Annotated in this window: 16 protein-coding genes; 7 read left to right on the top strand and 9 right to left on the bottom strand. The window is 53.5% G+C overall.

Features of this window, described 5'->3' with window-relative positions:
- The first annotated feature begins 88 nt into the window (after positions 1–88).
- The 4 genes from leuS to Q8W32_RS08545 all read left to right on the top strand — a co-directional run bounded on the left by leuS (position 89) and on the right by Q8W32_RS08545 (position 5038).
- Positions 89–2668: a leucine--tRNA ligase gene (gene leuS, locus Q8W32_RS08560; RefSeq protein WP_305414553.1), complete on the top strand. Its 2580-nt coding sequence runs from the start codon at positions 89–91 to the stop codon at positions 2666–2668.
- Between the two features lie 14 nt (positions 2669–2682).
- The gene (lptE, locus tag Q8W32_RS08555) at positions 2683–3183 is read left to right on the top strand and encodes an LPS assembly lipoprotein LptE (RefSeq protein WP_303432114.1); all 501 of its coding nucleotides are present in this window, start codon (positions 2683–2685) and stop codon (positions 3181–3183) included.
- On the top strand, positions 3180–4202 hold the full coding sequence (gene holA / locus Q8W32_RS08550; RefSeq protein ID WP_303432116.1) for a DNA polymerase III subunit delta: 1023 nt from the start codon (positions 3180–3182) through the stop codon (positions 4200–4202). The genes lptE and holA overlap by 4 nt, the downstream gene beginning before the upstream one ends.
- A gap of 242 nt (positions 4203–4444) precedes the next feature.
- On the top strand, positions 4445–5038 hold the full coding sequence (locus Q8W32_RS08545) for a hypothetical protein (RefSeq protein ID WP_303432118.1): 594 nt from the start codon (positions 4445–4447) through the stop codon (positions 5036–5038).
- 89 nt (positions 5039–5127) lie between these two features.
- Here the strand turns inward: Q8W32_RS08545 and Q8W32_RS08540 are convergent, their stop codons facing one another.
- Positions 5128–5952, bottom strand: coding sequence for a sugar nucleotide-binding protein (locus tag Q8W32_RS08540; protein WP_305414526.1), 825 nt, complete (start codon positions 5950–5952; stop codon positions 5128–5130).
- A 27-nt stretch (positions 5953–5979) separates the two neighbouring features.
- On the bottom strand, positions 5980–6357 hold the full coding sequence (locus Q8W32_RS08535; protein WP_303432121.1) for a hypothetical protein: 378 nt from the start codon (positions 6355–6357) through the stop codon (positions 5980–5982).
- A 209-nt stretch (positions 6358–6566) separates the two neighbouring features.
- Between Q8W32_RS08535 and Q8W32_RS08530 the strand changes: the two genes are divergently transcribed.
- Entirely contained in the window at positions 6567–7307 is a 741-nt protein-coding gene (locus Q8W32_RS08530) for a glutathione peroxidase (protein ID WP_303432123.1), read from the top strand.
- A 174-nt stretch (positions 7308–7481) separates the two neighbouring features.
- Here the strand turns inward: Q8W32_RS08530 and Q8W32_RS08525 are convergent, their stop codons facing one another.
- The 3 genes from Q8W32_RS08525 to mpl are packed head-to-tail and all read right to left on the bottom strand — an operon-like array spanning position 7482 to position 9857.
- Positions 7482–7862, bottom strand: a complete 381-nt coding sequence (locus tag Q8W32_RS08525; protein ID WP_303432125.1) for a hypothetical protein — start codon at positions 7860–7862, stop codon at positions 7482–7484.
- Entirely contained in the window at positions 7855–8490 is a 636-nt protein-coding gene (locus Q8W32_RS08520) for a flavin prenyltransferase UbiX (RefSeq protein WP_303432126.1), read from the bottom strand. The genes Q8W32_RS08525 and Q8W32_RS08520 overlap by 8 nt, the downstream gene beginning before the upstream one ends.
- The gene (gene mpl, locus Q8W32_RS08515) at positions 8487–9857 is read right to left on the bottom strand and encodes a UDP-N-acetylmuramate:L-alanyl-gamma-D-glutamyl-meso-diaminopimelate ligase (protein WP_305414524.1); all 1371 of its coding nucleotides are present in this window, start codon (positions 9855–9857) and stop codon (positions 8487–8489) included. The genes Q8W32_RS08520 and mpl overlap by 4 nt, the downstream gene beginning before the upstream one ends.
- A 201-nt stretch (positions 9858–10058) precedes the next feature.
- Here mpl and Q8W32_RS08510 point away from each other — a divergent pair, with 201 nt between their 5' ends.
- Positions 10059–11027, top strand: coding sequence for a class 1 fructose-bisphosphatase (locus tag Q8W32_RS08510; RefSeq protein WP_303432129.1), 969 nt, complete (start codon positions 10059–10061; stop codon positions 11025–11027).
- 29 nt (positions 11028–11056) lie between these two features.
- On the opposite strand, the gene Q8W32_RS08505 is transcribed toward Q8W32_RS08510, so the two are convergent.
- The 3 genes from Q8W32_RS08505 to Q8W32_RS08495 are packed head-to-tail and all read right to left on the bottom strand — an operon-like array spanning position 11057 to position 16122.
- On the bottom strand, positions 11057–12964 hold the full coding sequence (locus Q8W32_RS08505; protein WP_303432131.1) for a response regulator: 1908 nt from the start codon (positions 12962–12964) through the stop codon (positions 11057–11059).
- On the bottom strand, positions 12961–13863 hold the full coding sequence (locus tag Q8W32_RS08500; RefSeq protein WP_305414521.1) for a hypothetical protein: 903 nt from the start codon (positions 13861–13863) through the stop codon (positions 12961–12963). The genes Q8W32_RS08505 and Q8W32_RS08500 overlap by 4 nt, the downstream gene beginning before the upstream one ends.
- A gap of 18 nt (positions 13864–13881) precedes the next feature.
- Positions 13882–16122, bottom strand: coding sequence for a TonB-dependent siderophore receptor (locus Q8W32_RS08495; RefSeq protein ID WP_305414520.1), 2241 nt, complete (start codon positions 16120–16122; stop codon positions 13882–13884).
- Between the two features lie 155 nt (positions 16123–16277).
- Here Q8W32_RS08495 and ppa point away from each other — a divergent pair, with 155 nt between their 5' ends.
- Positions 16278–16811 (top strand): inorganic diphosphatase, encoded by a 534-nt coding sequence (gene ppa, locus Q8W32_RS08490; RefSeq protein WP_303432135.1) that lies wholly within the window; start codon positions 16278–16280, stop codon positions 16809–16811.
- Between the two features lie 86 nt (positions 16812–16897).
- Here the strand turns inward: ppa and Q8W32_RS08485 are convergent, their stop codons facing one another.
- The gene (locus Q8W32_RS08485) at positions 16898–17362 is read right to left on the bottom strand and encodes a PAS domain-containing protein (protein WP_303432137.1); all 465 of its coding nucleotides are present in this window, start codon (positions 17360–17362) and stop codon (positions 16898–16900) included.
- Positions 17363–17573: the final 211 nt, after the last annotated feature.

Genomic DNA, 17573 nt, shown 5'->3' with positions numbered 1-17573 from the left:
CGGTTCAGTCGGTGTTCGCGCCGGGCGCATTCGGTTAAACTCCCTTTCCTACTTTCCCAATCACGTACCCGACGTCAAAACCAACATGATGCAAGAGACTTACGCTCCCCACGACATTGAACCCGCTGTCCAGAAACAGTGGCAAGAAAATCAGGTATTCCGCGCAGTGGCCGATGCCAGCAAAGAAAAATTCTACTGCCTGTCAATGTTCCCCTACCCCAGCGGCCGACTGCACATGGGCCATGTCCGTAACTACACCATCGGTGACGTCATCTCCCGCTACCAGCGCATGCTAGGCAAGAATGTGATGCAACCAATGGGTTGGGACGCCTTTGGTCTGCCTGCAGAAAATGCCGCCATCAAACACCAGGTCGCGCCAGGCAAGTGGACCAAAGAAAATATCGCCTACATGAAAAACCAGCTGAAATCGCTGGGTTTTGGTTACGACTGGAAACGTGAAATTGCCACTTGTGACCCGGATTACTACCACTGGGAACAATGGTTTTTCACCCAGTTAATTGAAAAAGACCTGGCGTACAAAAAAGTATCCGCGGTCAACTGGTGCCCTCACGACCAGACCGTACTGGCAAACGAACAGGTGATCAGCGGTTGCTGCTGGCGTTGTGACACCCCGGTTGAGCGCAAGGAAATTCCACAGTGGTTTATCCGCATCACCGCCTACGCAGAAGAACTGTTGGCCGATCTCGACCAGCTGGATGGCTGGCCGGATCAGGTCAAAGCCATGCAACGCAACTGGATTGGCAAATCCCGTGGCGTACAGCTGACGTTTGGTCTGCAAGGCCGGGACGATGAGCTGGAAGTGTATACCACCCGTCCGGACACCCTGATGGGTGTCAGTTATCTTGCCGTAGCTGCAGGCCATCCGTTGGCACGTGAAGCCGCGGCCCACAATCCGGAACTGGCAGCCTTTATTGAAGCCTGCAATAAAGCCGGTACCGCCGAAGCCGACGTCGCCACCAAGGACAAACAGGGTCTGAAAACCGGTTTCAGTGCCATCCATCCCCTGACCGGCCAAACGGTCGACATCTGGGTCGCCAACTTTGTCCTGATGGAATTTGGCACCGGCGCGGTTATGGCCGTTCCTGCCCATGATCAGCGCGACTTTGAATTTGCCACCCAATACGGCATTGATATCAAACAGGTGATTGCCGCCAACGAGGGCGATGCAATCGACCTCAGTCAGGCTGCCTATACCGAAAAAGGCACCCTGATCAATTCCGGTGAATTTGATGGCCTTAACTTCGAACAGGCGTTCGATGCCATCGCCGCCAAACTGGCCGAGCTTGGCAAAGGCACAGTCACCACCAATTATCGCCTGCGTGACTGGGGTGTCAGCCGCCAGCGTTATTGGGGTTCGCCCATTCCGATCATCCGTACCGAAAACGGCGAATCAGTGCCGGCACCGGCTTCCATGTTGCCCGTGATCCTGCCTACCGATGTGGTGATGGATGGTGTGAACTCTCCTATCAAGAATAATCCGGCATTCGAAAACATCGAGTTCAACGGTGCTCCTGCTTTCCGTGAAACCGATACCTTCGACACCTTTATGGAGTCGTCCTGGTACTACGCCCGCTACTGCTCGCCCAAGGCCGACCAGATGCTTGACCCGACCGAAGCCAACTACTGGTTACCGGTAGACCAATACGTCGGTGGTATCGAACACGCCATTTTGCATTTGTTGTACGCCCGCTTCTTCCACAAGCTGCTGCGTGATGCCGGCCTGGTTGATAGTGATGAGCCTTTCAAAAGCCTGCTCTGCCAGGGCATGGTTCTGGCGGACGCCTATTACTACACCAACCCCAATGGCGGCAAGGAATGGGTCAATCCGCTGGAAGTCACCGTTGAGCGTGATGAAAAGGGCCGCATGATCGCCGCCAAACGCACCTCCGACGGGCTGGAATTACAACATTCCGGCATGAGCAAGATGTCCAAGTCCAAAAACAACGGCGTCGACCCACAAGAAGCCATCAACCAATACGGTGCCGATACCGTCCGCCTCTACACCATGTTTGCAGCGCCCCCGGAGCAAACACTGGAATGGTCAGACTCCGGCGTCCAGGGTTCCCAGAAATTCCTTCAGCGGGTATGGCGTCTGGCCTACGAGCTGCAACAGCTCGACCCGGTCGAAGTGGCAGCCGTTACCTTGAGCAAGTCCGACAAGGACGCCCGTCGCAAGCTGCACGAAACCATTGCCAAGGTGTCCGATGACATTGGTCGCCGTTACAACTTCAATACTGGCATTGCGGCCATCATGGAGTTGATGAAAACCCTGACCAAACTCGACCTTGCGGTTGAGTCCAGCCGTGCTGTGGCTGCCGAAGCCATGGACGCAGTGATTCGTATGCTCAGCCCGATGGCGCCGCATATTACCCAGGCACTCTGGGTTGCCTTCGGCAACGAAGGGCTGGTGATTGATGCCAGCTGGCCAGTGGTTGATGAATCCGCACTGGTTGCCGATACCATTCAGGTCGTTGTGCAGGTAAACGGTAAGTTACGCGCCAAACTGGATGTCAGTGCCACGATCGGCAAGGATGAATTGCAGGCTCAGGCCATGGCTGACGAAGCAGTCCAGAAGCAGCTGGAAGGCAAAACGGTACGTAAGGTGATTGTTGTACCCGGCAAGCTGATCAATATCGTCGCGAACTGAACAGGCACACTATCTTGAGCTATTTTCGTCGGCCATACAGCCTCCTGCCGTTGCTACTGACCTTGCTGGTCAGTGGTTGCGGCTGGCAACTGCGCGGGGCTTACCAGCCTCCCGCAGACACCACCGTCCTGATGTTGCAGAGCCAGGCCAGCAACCTGTTTAACCAGCGCCTGCAACAGGCATTGGAAAATCAGGGCTGGCTATTGGTCAGTCATGGTGACAGCGCCCAGGCCGTGCTGGACATCCAATCCTTCACGATCAGTCGCCGCACCCTGACGATTAACAGTGAAGGCCAGGTGGCGGAATACCAACTGGAAGCCGAACTTCAGGGACGGTTGGTCACCTCGACCGACGCTGCCGACCCCATCACGCTGTCAACCCAATCCTGGTTTGACAATGACGTCACCCGGGTGATTGCCACCGATCTGGAAGAAGACGCCACTCGTGAACGCCTCACCGAGCGTATGGTGGAGCTATTGCTGATCCGTCTTCAGCACATTCGGAGCGACTCTTGAAGCTGCATAGCAACCAGCTACTCGCACATCTGGGCAAGCCCTTGCTACCGGTGTATCTGGTATCTGGTGACGAACCCTTGCTGGTGATGGAAGCCTGCGACCAGATTCGGGCCGCCGCCCGGCAGCAAGGTTTTGAGGAGCGTCAGCTTTTTCATGCAGAAGCCGGGTTCGACTGGAGCCAGCTCCGGGATGAAGCCGATGCCATGTCGTTGTTTGCCAGTCGCCGAATATTGGAAATCCGGATTCCCAATGGCAAACCCAGCGATAAGGGCGATACCCTCAAAGCCCTGTTACAACGACCCAATCCCGACAACCTGCTGCTGATTATCTGCCCACGTCTCGACAGCAAGTCACAAAATACCGCCTGGCACAAAGCCGTCGACAAGCACGGCGCGCTGGTGCAAATCTGGCCGATTGAACGCAACCAGTACGCTGGCTGGCTACGCCATCGCCTGCAGCAAGCCGGCTTGCAGGCCGACCCGACCGCGATCGCATTGCTGGCCCACCAGACCGAAGGCAACCTGCTGGCTGCGGTACAAGAGATAGAAAAGCTGCGCATGAGTGGTGCGAGCCGTATTACAGAAGACTTGTTGCTGGACGCACTGGGAGACAATGCCCGCTTCACGGCGTTTGGCTTTGCTGATGCCTGCCTCGATGGCAGTGTCCAGGATGCCAGCAGGATTCTGTCGCATTTGCGCGCCGAGGGGGTTGAAGTGCTCTCCATTCTCGGAGCCTTGACCCATAAAATTCGCCAGCTGCTCACCCTCTCTGGCAAGACCGGCCAAGCCCTGGCAGAAGCGTTCAAGCAAGCACGGGTCTGGCCACGGCAACAGGGCAGCTACAAGACAGCACTCTCCCGACTGACCCGGCAAGAGCTACAGCAAGCACTGATCATCGCCGCCAAAGTGGATGCTGCTGCCAAAGGCCAGGGGGGCAATGCCTGGTTGCTGATGAGTGAACTGACACTTTTGGTCACTTCGACCCAACTGTTTTGTCCTCCCCGTTTGGGACAGAGTTAACAGCACACCCTCCGACCAACGCACAGTTTCCCGCTATTCAAGCTGCCATACTGATGCTCGTTGGGAGTTGACAAGACGTTGTCAGAAATAAAGGCCGTCGACAAATGCTCACTCTGGCTTGATCACTGACAATTTTTGTCCACAAAATACAAAATGCGGCATATTAGTCTGCCCCGTTACCGAAAAATCTAGTAACGTTGGGCCCATACGTTAAACTGCATATTACTCGTAAGGTATACAGGATGAATTCTGTGAAACAACAACGTAACGCGGACCTGGTGTGGGATCTTCAAAAAATCCACCAGCACAAGCGGGCCGTCAATTTTGTCAAACAGTTCGAGAACCACTTCTGTGTGTTTTCTTCTTCCGTGCGTCAGCTTTATACCAACTACAATGTCTTCTTCCCTGAAGAAGCGCATCGCCAGCTGGTGATCCTGCCGGACCCTTATGCATTCCACGATACGTTTAACCACCTGAATCCAACCGCGGTACAATCCACCGGCTTGCACGTGATTCCCGGCAACCTGATTGGCAAAAGTGGTTTGTATCTGATTATTTCTCACCGGGATAAAAACGTACGCTCAGTCCCTATTCCTTTCCAGGAAGGCATTCGACAGATTCTGCGGCGCTCCAATAGCGAAGATCCGTTCTTGCCAGTACTGATGAAAGGCGATCTGCGCGAGTTTAACGATCAGCTGCCTTGTCTCCATCTGCACCGCCTGAGGCTGAATGAATTACAATCCCTGTCATCTCTCGATCGCGAAAGTATCCGCACGGTTATCACCGACAAGCTGATGACGCTGTATCAGGAATCCAGTGCCCTGAATCTGTCATAAGTCTGATGTGATTGAGTCAGGAGACATAAAAAAACAGGCCCACTGGCCTGTTTTTTTATATCTGACAGCCACCGCATTCCTGCGATATATCATGCTGCCCGATAATAACGCCGTACCAGACGCCCCAACCCGGTTCGCCATGGCTTGCGCTTGATCCCGAAGGTGTGGAACAGTCGTGCAACATCGCCGTTTGGAGTCCAGATAGCGGGCGATATTCCATCGCTGTGTTCTATCAGGCGAGCACAAGACAAGTCTTCAAACTGCCCGGCTTCAGCCAGCAGGGCTTCGGCAAAGGCGTAGGATGTCACCGGCTCGACACCACAAAAATGGTACGTCCCCCACAACTCATCGCTACAGTCCGCTTGCTTCAGCATCGCCAGTAATACACTGGCAATATCATCATCCGGTGTCGGACTGAAGGTACGCTGATCATCAACTTCAATCTGACCACTGTCGCGGATACGGGTCAGCAAGGCATGAGCAAAGTCCCCGGCCTGTACCGAAAACGTCTGGCCCACCCGTAAGATCAGGTGTCGGCGACATTGGCGGATTCGTTGCTCCACTTCTTGCAGGAGCATACCCAACTCAGACGAACTGTACTGCTCGTCTGACTCTGAAAACCGATGCGAATCGTCGGCGGCAAACAATGCCAGTGACGATACCAGCACCACCGGCGCATCATGCTTGTCTGCCAGATCGACCCAGGCCAGCACCTCACTCAGATCACCGGGATGATACAGCGACGGCACCAGCACAAAAAACGGCTGGCCAGTCGACTGCACCGACAGGCGCTCCTGCCGTTCAATCGCCAGGCCCTTGTAAACATAGTTTTCTGCTGCCAGCACCCTGGTCAGACACTGACCAATCGAGCGGTCTGCACCAATCACATAGCTGTAAAAAGGATTTACCGACAAACCTGTGACTCCCCGCCCATTGCGTTATTACTGGTATTGCAACGACAGTCGCTGCAATTCATTTGTATTACTCAATGCATCCTGTTTGCAAGCAAACAGGCGCACATCATTCAACCCGATCAGCAGCACAAACCCGCCCTCCAGACCGACATAACCCGCCCGGTATTCCAGAATCAGGGGCGAGCAATCAGGCAGACACGCCTCTGCTGTCAGGGCCACACTACGGATCAGGCCATTCCCCAAAGGATCTTGCAGGGCATCCAGATGGCGATACAAAGCCAACCCATCACAACTGATGGTCAGAACACAACCATTTAGCAGGGTCGCGGCATCCACACAGGTACCATTCGCCAGCTGAGTAACATGACTCGAGACAATCAGATCCGAACTGGTTTCTATCAACATACGGTTCACCATAACATGACGGCCAAGCCGCTATCATACGTCAAAGTGATACGCGAAAAGCGATGAAAGCAGATAGCGCATCTGGATCATGAAAAAACAAACCAATGAACTTTTATAACCAAAAAGAACATACCATACTGACCAGACAGTGCTAAACATGATCCAGACAGACATTATCCGCTTGTGAACATCCAGCTCAAGGAGCAACCATGACTACATTGATCAACAAAGAAGGCCAGCCAGTACCATCCGTCAGCTGGCCCGCCCGTGTCGGCGATGACTGGGTACAAATCTCCAGTGATGATATTTTCAAAGACCGTACCGTTGTTGTTTTTTCACTACCCGGTGCTTTCACGCCAACCTGCTCCAGCACACATTTGCCTCGCTATAATGAACTGGCCAGCGTGTTTCAGGCCAACGGTGTTGATGAAATCATCTGTATCAGTGTCAACGATACCTTTGTTATGAATGCCTGGGCTGCCAATCAGGAAGCAGGCAACATTCGCATGATTGCCGACGGTAACGGTGAGTTCACCTCAGGTATGGGGATGCTGGTCGACAAGAATGACATCGGCTTTGGCAAACGCAGCTGGCGTTACAGCATGCTGGTGAAAAACGGCATCATCGAAAAAATGTTTATTGAACCACAAAAGCCAGGCGACCCGTTTGAAGTGTCCGATGCGGATACCATGCTTGACTATATCAATGCCGATGCGGCAAAACCCAAATCGGTAGCACTCTTCACCAAACCGGGCTGTTCTTTCTGTGCCCGTGCCAAGGGTGCACTGGAAGCGGCCGGTATGGATTACGAAGAGATCGTTATGGGCACCGATGCCAGCATTGTGTCGTTGCGGGCGATTACTGGCAACGAAACCGTGCCACAGGTGTACATTGGTGGTGAGCACATCGGTGGTTCGGATGAGCTGATCAAATACCTGTCTGGCAAATAGGCCGGCGATCAACAACCCGCAGGCTGCCACCAGCCAGTCTTGTGGGTTGTGTATCTTGTTGGTTGTCTTGATTAGTTGTTAGTTGTAGCTTGATGGTTCTGTTGACCGCTTCTGTTTGATGGTTGCGACCAGTCAAAAGGCCGATAACAATCGGCCTATCACACTCTTTTCCGCTTATTCCCCAGCTTTATCAGCCTCTGGCTGCCCGTGTCCCAGCGTCTCCCGACACGCAACCGGCCGGTTTTTACTATCAACCAGGATACCGGCCACTTCATGACCATTGGTGGGTCGCAGCAATAAATAGCCATCCACACAGAAGGCTTCTTTTCCGGATGCCTTGTGCGATACCTTGACGTCATAACCCGGCTCCAGAGACATCAGCACAAACTCATCGATACGGGCCCTGTCAGTCGTTGAGGGATGTTTGACAAAACCGTAATACTCCATCGCCAGTACAGCCAGGATGACACCGGCAACAAAGCCGATTAATGCCCAGCGGGTCATGTCCGGCGGCTCGACCGCCTGTTGATTTGATTCGTTATTGGCTTCAGTCACCGGGTACTTCTCCTGGCTGGTAAGTTGCTCCCCACAGCGGCATCAGCGACTGGGGTATATTAAGTTGATTAAGAATACGGGCGACCACAAAATCAATCAGATCCTGCACCGATTGTGGCTGATGATAAAACCCCGGACTGGCCGGCAAAATCGTCGCCCCCATACGTTTCAGGGTCAGCATATTATTAAGATGAATCTCTGAGTACGGACTTTCCCGTGGCACCAGAATCAGTTGGCGGCCCTCTTTTAATGCCACATCAGCCGCCCGCTCAATCAGGTTATCACTGGCACCCACCGCAATCGCAGACAATGTACCGGTACTGCACGGACAAATCACCAGCGTGCCCGGCTGGCCAGAGCCAGAGGCCCAGGGGGACATCCAGTCATCACGGCCAAAGACGCGCAAACGTTGCTCGTCCACCTGAAAATATTGCTGTAACACCCGGGCCTGTCCTTGAGGCCGGCCCGGTAATTGTAATTCGGTCTCGGTTGCCATCACCAGCAAGGCCGCCTTCGAAAAGATCAGATCTACCGGCTGATCAGCGGCCAGCAGCACTTCGATCAACCGCAAGGTGTAGGGCGAACCGGAAGCACCGGTCACCGCGATACAGATACGACGTTCTGTCACGAGGGAGTACTCTCGGCTTGTTGTGTTAGCCAACGGGCAAAGCGGGCAGGCAAGCCGGAAAAGCCCCCGTTGGACATAAATACCACGCGGTCACCCGACTGCACGTGCTGCTGCAAATGCGCCAACAACGCCTCGGTACCATGGAAGCACTGCCCTTGTGACTCAGGCAAACGCTCGGCCAAACTCCATCCCTGTCCTTCCGCTTCCAGCCAGAAAGAGAGATCAGCGTCAGCCACCGCAGGCAGCAGGGTATCCTTGTGCAACCCCATTTTCATGGTATTGGAGCGCGGTTCAAGCACCGCAATCAAACGACCAGCAGCAGGCATGGCGGCTCTGGCTCCAGCCAGTGTGGTCTTGATGGCTGTCGGATGGTGAGCAAAATCGTCATACACACTCACCTGACCGGTATCAGCCAGGCATTCCATCCGTCGCCGCGGCAAGCGGAACGACGCCAGCGCCTCTAATGCCTGCTCTGGACGCACCCCCATATGCCGGGCTGCCAACACCGCCGCACAGGCGTTATTCACATTGTGATCACCGTTCAAGGTCCATTGAACCTGACCCAGACACTGCTCACCCTGCCACAGCGAGAACTCACCGCCATCCTCCCGCTGTTTGCGGACATGCCAGCCAGTCGGCTCACCAAAGCGTTCAACGTCACTCCAGCAGCCTTGCGCCAACACCCGCTCCAGTGCGGGTTCGGAGCGCGGTAATATAATCCGTCCAGAGGCCGGAACCAGTCGTACCAGATGATGAAACTGGCGTTCGATGGCGGCCAGGTTGTCAAAGATATCCGCATGGTCAAATTCCAGATTGTTCATGATCACAGTGCGTGGCAGGTAGTGAACAAATTTGGAGCGCTTGTCAAAAAAGGCGGTATCGTATTCATCCGCTTCAATCACAAAAAACGGACTGTCACCCAAGCGCGCAGATACCGGAAAATTCCCGGGTACACCACCGATCAGAAATCCCGGAGCCATGCCGGCACATTCAAGAATCCAGGCCAGCATACTGGCCGTTGAGGTTTTGCCATGTGTGCCCGCAACAGCGGCGACCCAGCGCCCTTGCAACAAGTGCTGGTTCATCCATTGCGGACCGGAGCAATAGGGAAGCCCCCGTTCCAGCACATATTCGACCGATGGATTGCCTCGCGACATGGCGTTACCAATAATCACCAGATCGGTATCCACAGGAATCGCCGCAGGATCAAAGCCTTCAATCAGCTCGATACCCGCTGCCGCCAGTTGTTCACTCATCGGCGGATACACTCCATGATCGCTGCCCGACACCTGATGCCCGAGCGCTTTGGCCAACTGCGCCAGCGACCCCATAAAGGTGCCACAAATTCCCAAAATATGAACACGCATGGCCAACTACCCCTGCAAACTAACAAAAGGCCGCTAGTGTAGCCGTTGCCTCTCGCTGACCCAAGCACAGATAAATCGACCTGTCTGTCGCTACAAGAAGGCGAAATCAGGTCGTCACCAGCCGCCAACACTGCAATTGGCACCTGATTCCGGTAGTATCGCCGCAACGGAAAGAATGTGACCAACGAGGCCTAGCGACCCATGCTTAGATTGAGGACTTTTTTACAGCAGCACTGCGATCAGGCAGAACTGATCGATGTCATCGACCAGTTAGCGGTGACCTGCAAAGATATCGCCCACCAGCTCACCCTCGGTGAACTGGCCGGTATCCTTGGCAGCGCCGAGCAAGAAAACGTACAAGGTGAATGCCAGAAAAAACTGGATGTGATTGCCAACGATCTGCTGAAGGACTCACTGGCCGAGGTGCCCGCTGTTCGAGGTATCGCCAGCGAAGAAGAACCAGACCCCGTTGCCTGCAACGACGACGGCTCCTATCTGGTGCTGTTTGATCCACTGGATGGCTCCTCCAACATCGACATCAATGTCACCGTTGGAACCATTTTCTCTATCCTGAAAGCGCCAGAAGGCACGCTCGGCGGAGATGAGGCAGCCTATCTGCAACCCGGCAATCAGCAAGTAGCGGCTGGCTACGTACTGTATGGGCCATCCACCATCATGATGCTGACGATTGGTCATGGCGTGTATTCATTCACACTGGATACCCGTATGGGAGAGTTCCTGCTGATGAAAGAAAACATCCAGGTACCGGAAGAAACCGCCGAATTCGCCATCAATATGTCGAACCAGCGTTTTTGGGATCCGGCCATGCAGCAATATGTTGATGACCTGCTGAAAGGTGAAACCGGCCCACTGGGCAAGCGTTACAACATGCGTTGGGTGGCGGCCATGGTGGCGGAGATTCACCGTATCCTGACCCGCGGTGGTATTTTCATGTACCCGTTTGATAACCGCGATCCTGGCAAGCCTGGCAAGCTCCGTCTGATGTACGAAGCCAACCCCATGAGCATGCTGATGGAACAGGCTGGTGGCCGCTGCAGCACTGCCAGTGACGCCATTATGTCGATTCAACCCGAGGGTATTCATCAACGCGTCCCGGTGGTTATGGGTTCTGCCGCTGAAGTCACGATCGTCGAGCAGTATCACCAGTAACACTGCCCGGATCTGCGTTATACCAGAGGTCAACCATCGATTGTGTTGGCCTCTGCGTCGGTTTGCTGTTGTCCCCATTTCATCAGGATAGCTTTCATCGCAGCCAATGAAACCGGCTTGCTCAGATAGTCGTTCATTCCAACACGAATACAGCGGCGGAATACCACTTCCGAGCCATTTGCCGTACAGGCAACAATCGGTGTTGTCACTCCCCTGGCCCGTAAACAACGAGTGGTCTCAAAACCATCCAGAACCGGCATCTGGCAATCCATCAGAATCAGGTCAAAATCCTGTTCTTCCACGCGCTGCAGACATTTTTCCCCGTCTTCTGCCACCACGACTTCCGTCTCCGGGAAAGCCTTGATAATCATCTTTTTAGCCACCCGATAGTTGATGTCATTATCTTCAACAATCAGAACGCTGAGTGCAGTACTGATCGGGCCAGCATCCTCAGGCTCAGCAGAAGCCACCGGCTTGACGGGCAGATTGACCATCACCCTGGTGCCGCCTCCATCGTTATCCTGAATCTGGATACTGCCACCCAGTATCTGACAGATATGTTGGGAAATCGTCAGCCCCAGGCCAGCACCACTGTGCTGGCGACTGAACGATGAGTTAATCTGGGAAAAGGCTTCCATCACCTGCTGACGCTGGTCAGGCGGAATACCAATACCAGTGTCATGCACCTGAATACATAACCAGTGTTTCAGCGCTTGATGATGTATTGAGAGGAGCGCCACCACATACCCTTGCTCGGTAAACTTGATGGCATTATCAACAAGATGTCGCACGATTTGCCGTACTAACGAAGGGTCTATCTGAATCTTGTTTTGTAACAGCTCGTCGTCATATTCGACGACAAACGACAAACGCTTTTCCAGCGCCTGCAGGCTGAACTCGTGTGTCAGGGCATCCAGTGTTGCAGGCAGGGAATGCTCGGCAAATGCCACTGGCAAATTGTTTTTATCTGTATCCACCACCACCAGAACATCTTCCAACAGCTGCGTCAGATTGGTCAGTGACTGCTCGGCCGTCGACTTGTACTCGGCAAACTCATCCGGGCTGTTGTTCCGGTCAATCAGCTGCAACATTCCCACAGCACCATTCAGTGGCGTGCGTAATTCATGGCTCATCATCGCCAGAAATTCATTTTTGGCCTGACTGGCTTGCTGGCTTTTGTGTTGTTCCTGGCGCAGCTGTGCAGTATAGCGACGGTGCGCCTGTTGAGCCTGTTGCAGTGACGCCGCCAACTGGTTGACACTCTTTTGCAGATTACCGATCTCGGCGCCACTATCGACCACCAGACGTTGTTTGACCTCCCCTCGGGCCAAATGACCAATAAAAGAAACCAACCGCTCCAACGGCGGGATAATCGTTGTCGAGATCCCCCCCGCCACCAGTATCGAAATCAGGATAAAGCCCAGTCCGGTAAACAGCGACTGGTACATAATGGCCCGCTGGCGCTGGCTCATGATCGTATTGGCCACCTGCATACGCACCTGACCAATCCGCGCAGGATTCACTGCTCTCCGGGCATCCAGTTCAGCGAAGCCATCCAGAGCGGGCATCTCAGGCACAATATCCCGAACCAGAATACGGATATCATCCGCCGGAATGTCGCCATAACGCTCGGACTGCTGAAAATAGAGCGTCTGGCCATTCACATCCAGTATCTCGACCACGACGATAAATGGCTGTTTGAGTACCGCGGCGACCACAGGGTCCAGTAACTGATAGTTACCCGAAAAAATCGGATACTCGGCACCAACGGCCAAATGATCCAGCGCAATACTCGACAGGCTATCGGTTTCACGCTGCACTTCTTTCCAGCGTTGCACCATGTGATAGCTGGTAATCAGCATTGCTGCCAGCACCACAGGAATGGTTGCCACCAGCAGGATTCTGAGACGGATCGACCAGCGTCGAACCGAAATCATGGTTGTTCCCGGTCTCGGAGACGATTGACCATCTCTTGTTCATCCGGCAGCACCAGGTTCAGCGAGCGAGCGACTTGCCCGTTGTAGCGTACATTGAAATACGGGTTATAACCCGGCTCAGGCCAGTGGCCGGAGCGCAACCCTTGCTGAATAATCTCCACCAGACGGCGCACGATGTCATCAATATCACTATAAGTGGTCGCCAATGCTCCGGCACGAATATAAGCACTGGATGGCCCAATCAGTGGCCGGTTCTGGCGGTAGGCGGTAATAAGGATATTCTTGATATTGGCCGCACTGAACAATTCCGGGTCATAGATACCCACCAGCGCCTGATTATCTTGTAACAGGTCGACCAGGGCGCGATTCATGCTGGGATAGTCATTGATAAAATACGCACTGACACCGTGCTCGCGGAGAGCTTGAGGAGAACAGCATAAGGTCTGTAACCGTTCAGGACTGCTTGCCAGTAATCCAAGCGGTACTTTGCGGCCCATAATCTCGTGTGCGAGTGCTACCTGACGCATCAGCGGTGGTTCCAGATACAGCGCACTGGAGAGATAATTGGCATTGATGCTGTCTTCACGTGTGATCAGTGCTGCCACCACCGGCATATCGTCTGGCAACGGCAGCGATGCCACCTGCTGTATCGCCACAGGGCCAACCAGCACGACCACATCAGCGCTGGCAACCGCAGTATTGATAGCCGGGTCCGTTAACAACAACACTGTCGAACGGGCGTCCGAACCGGTCGCCGTTTTTTCTGCCAACTCACTGACCAACCCAACAATCTTGTGAGTAATAAACAGTAATTCCAATGCATTGGCAGTACCACTCAGCCCGATCAACAAGGGGAGAGCCAATAATCTAAGCCATTGCCTGAAAGACCATGCATCCATGCAAGCATCCACTCCTTGTCAGAAATTAAGACCAACCTGTACATTGTACAGATTAGTGGTCGAGTACTGCTGATTCACGTACACCAGACTGCCGTCATCCACCAAATGCTGCAAGTGGAAACCCAGCCAGGGGTTAAAGCGACCAACCCGGTCAAATACCTTCATACTGATCTCGTAACGCCGATAACGGTTTCCGTGACGGCTGTACTTGCTGTTGTAGGCGTCGTACCAGAAATGAGAAGCCGTCAGACTCCAGTTATGCGCTTTATGATGCCAGCTGGCCACCACACTGTCCTGGGCGCTGAGTCTGGTATCCACACGCTGCTGACGCCGCTCGCCTTCTTCGCCCTTGAGTTCAACATTAATATAGGCCGACGACAACCAGATCCAGTCGGTTGGCCGGATGCGCCAGTTAACCTGCAGTTCAGCACCGTCGATATCAATCTGGCTATCCGAGCCGATAGCCAGGCTCCGCAGCTGGATGGAGTCCGCAATCAAATGTGTCATATGCTCCTGGAACAACTTCAGATCGACTTCAATATCAGGGCCTGAAAAACGGCCATAGTAGCCAAGTTCCGTACTGATAATTCGTTCATGATCGAGATCCCGGGACTCCGGCCATTGATGTATAAAAAACGTCCCTTCCGAAATGCCCAGATAATTATCATCCAAGCCACTGATGGTTACATTATAGTTGGGATTTTGCTCCAGCAAATCGGGTGAGCGCACCGCCTCGGAATGAATCAGGCGAATTCCTTGTTGTGGCGCCAACAACAGGTTCAGGCCCACTCGCGGAGAAAAGGCGTCCTTGTTGGCGTCTTCACGCTCGTAGGTCCCCCCCATATTCACAATCAGGCGATCGGATTGACGCCACTCCAGATTACCGAAAAACCGGTAGGTATCGTTATTTACCTTGCCGCCGAAGTAGGTCTCGGAAGTTACTTGGTCGCGGCGCATACTGACACCCAGGACGGTACGCAGTGACCGGTTCCAGCGACGGGTATCCTGAAATTCAATATCAAACCGCTCGTCGGTTATATTGGAGTCGGTATAACCGTTTACCTGCTGTGACAGATTGGAGAGGTCGCCACCCGTGTTAGCCACTATCTCCTGTAAATAGGCCAGGTCAGACTCACTGACATCCAGCGCATAACCCGCAGATGCCGCCAACGCTTCCAGCTGCTCTGCCGACGCCCCGGATGCAACCGCACTGACCACCGGAACACTCACCCCCTGCGAGGCCAGTTGCGGATTATCACGATAAAGATCATAGAGAGCCGGGTCCAGCAAGGCAGTCGGCACCCGCACAAAGGTTTCTTGCGTGCGCCGGTCATGCTGCCAGTAGGCTCGTAATGAGGCGGAGTGGTTGGCATTAAAATCCCGCGACAATTTTGCCATCAGCATGCCCTGACGTGTGTCCTGATCCGGGGCGACCTGATCGTAATCACTTTTGCGAATATCTGTATGACCACTCTTGTAAGCAGCCTGGGTATGCAACTGCCAAGCGCCATCGAAGTTCCGCTGCTGATCAAAATTGATAAAGCCGTGGCGCTTGCTGTCTCGTAACTCATCTGCACCGTTTTCAGCGCCCGCCCCGTCAAAGCCATCGGATGCATTGATCTGTACGGTCAGACGGTTGGCACTGCGCCCCTGCTGCCAGGAATAACTGGCAAAACTGTCGTCTTCACCCTGATTACCATTCCGGTAACGCAGGCGCACACCCAGCGTATCCCCAGGATGTTTGCTGATAATATTGATCACTCCCTGAAATGAGTTCGATCCATAGGTCGCCGAACTCGGACCTCGGGTGACTTCGATACGCTGGATATCTTCCAGCGCAATGGGAATATCATCCCAAACCACCGATGCAATACCCGCCCGGAAGACCGAACGGCCGTCCACCAGCACCTGCAAGCGCCGCATCACACTGGGGCTGGAAGAATGATAGGCAAGGGAGGCATTATTTTCGTCATCCCCATGACCAATAAACATGCCGGGAACAAAACGCATCAATTCCGGCAAGGTGGTGACGTTCCAGGCCTCAATCTGCTCAGCATCGATCACCGTTACACTGGCAGGCACTTCGGCACGGGGTTGGCGCAATCGGGTCGCAGTCAGAACAACCGGAAGATCCTCATCATCCAGACGATATGATTCCGCCAAGCCTGGAATCAGCTCTTCATCAAGATTATTGGCCATCGCCTTGTCTGCGTTACAGAACAAGGAGATAACCATCAGGGTCCAGACTAATACCGCCATAAGTTGTATTTCTTTTTCTCGTTGTTCAAGCTATCAAACCATCGTGCCTGCATCTTTGGTCGATGCCTGCCGTTTTATACTGATGTAGACCTGACAGAACAAGAGCTGCTTGGCTATAATCCGCTCAAATAACTCAACAATCCCAGGAAAATAAAATGAGCTACAACGCCATTTCCGCAGGTAAAGACCTGCCAAACGATGTTTATGTCGTTATTGAAATTCCAGCCAACCACGCCCCGATCAAATACGAAATCGACAAGGACATGGATTGTCTGATGGTCGATCGTTTCATGGCCACACCGATGTTCTACCCAGCCAACTATGGTTACATTTCAAATACACTGGCGGGTGACGGCGATCCTCTGGACGTGCTGGTCATCACACCGTATCCGGTACAACCTGGTTCCGTTATTCGCGCGCGTCCGGTTGCTGTACTTAACATGGAAGACGAAGGTGGCGAAGACGTCAAGTTGCTGGCCGTGCCTCACACAAAACTCAGCAAAATTTATGATGACGTACAGGACGTAAATGACGTTCCTGAACTGCTGCGCAACCAAATCGCCCATTTCTTTGAAAATTACAAGGATCTGGAAGCTGGCAAATGGGTCAAGGTGCGTGACTGGGGTAATGCCGATGAAGCACGTCGCCTGATCATGGAATCTGCCGAAGCCTACAACAACGCCAAATAATCGGCGTCCAAAGGCAGCGCTTTAATGTTCCCCAAAAAGCAGAGCGCTATCGCGTCTCTGCTTTTTTTATGTCGCCGGGTGATGATTCAAGCCGGCTTCTGGCGTAATTCGGCCAGCTCCGCTTCCGCTTTTTCGGCTCGCTGCAAAGCGTCTATCGTCGAGGTTACGTCCTTCTGCACACCGATGTAATACATCAGTTGTTCTTCGTCACTGAATACCGGCGACAAACTCAGTTCATTCCAGAACAGCGAACCATCCTTGCGATAATTCCTTAGCACCACGCGGGCAGAACGCCCTGCCGCCATCGCCTGGCGAATTTCCTCCAGAGCAGGCTGGTCTTTGTCGCCCAACTGCAAAAAACGGCAGTCCTGATAAAGGATTTCATCCGCCTGATAGCCCGTCATACGCTCAAACGCCCTGTTGACGTACACCAGAATATTATCGTCACCTTCCTGCTCGGCAATCACAATGCCATCGTTGGAGACATCAATCGCTTTTTTCAACAGCTCAAGGCTGATCGGCCCTTGAGGATCTGACGCATCAGCAAACATACCCACTCTCCAAGTTATCATTCCGGCAAGTTAAGCAGCCCCTCTGTCCTGGTCAAGTAATTGACAGACTTGGAAGGCGACTTTTACTTTGTAGCAATGTAAGAATAGAATCTGTACACCTTTGTATACCATTGGCAAGTGTGCGGATTTTCTCCACTGGCCCGGTAACCGTCCACCCGAGGTGACAGCCTGATTGTTACCAGATAACGCA

It is taken from the genome of Oceanobacter sp. 3_MG-2023 (genome assembly GCF_030688925.1).
Classification (GTDB): domain Bacteria; phylum Pseudomonadota; class Gammaproteobacteria; order Pseudomonadales; family Oceanobacteraceae; genus Oceanobacter.
Note: the sequence above shows the minus strand (reverse complement) of the source record. Positions and strands in the feature narration are given on the sequence as shown.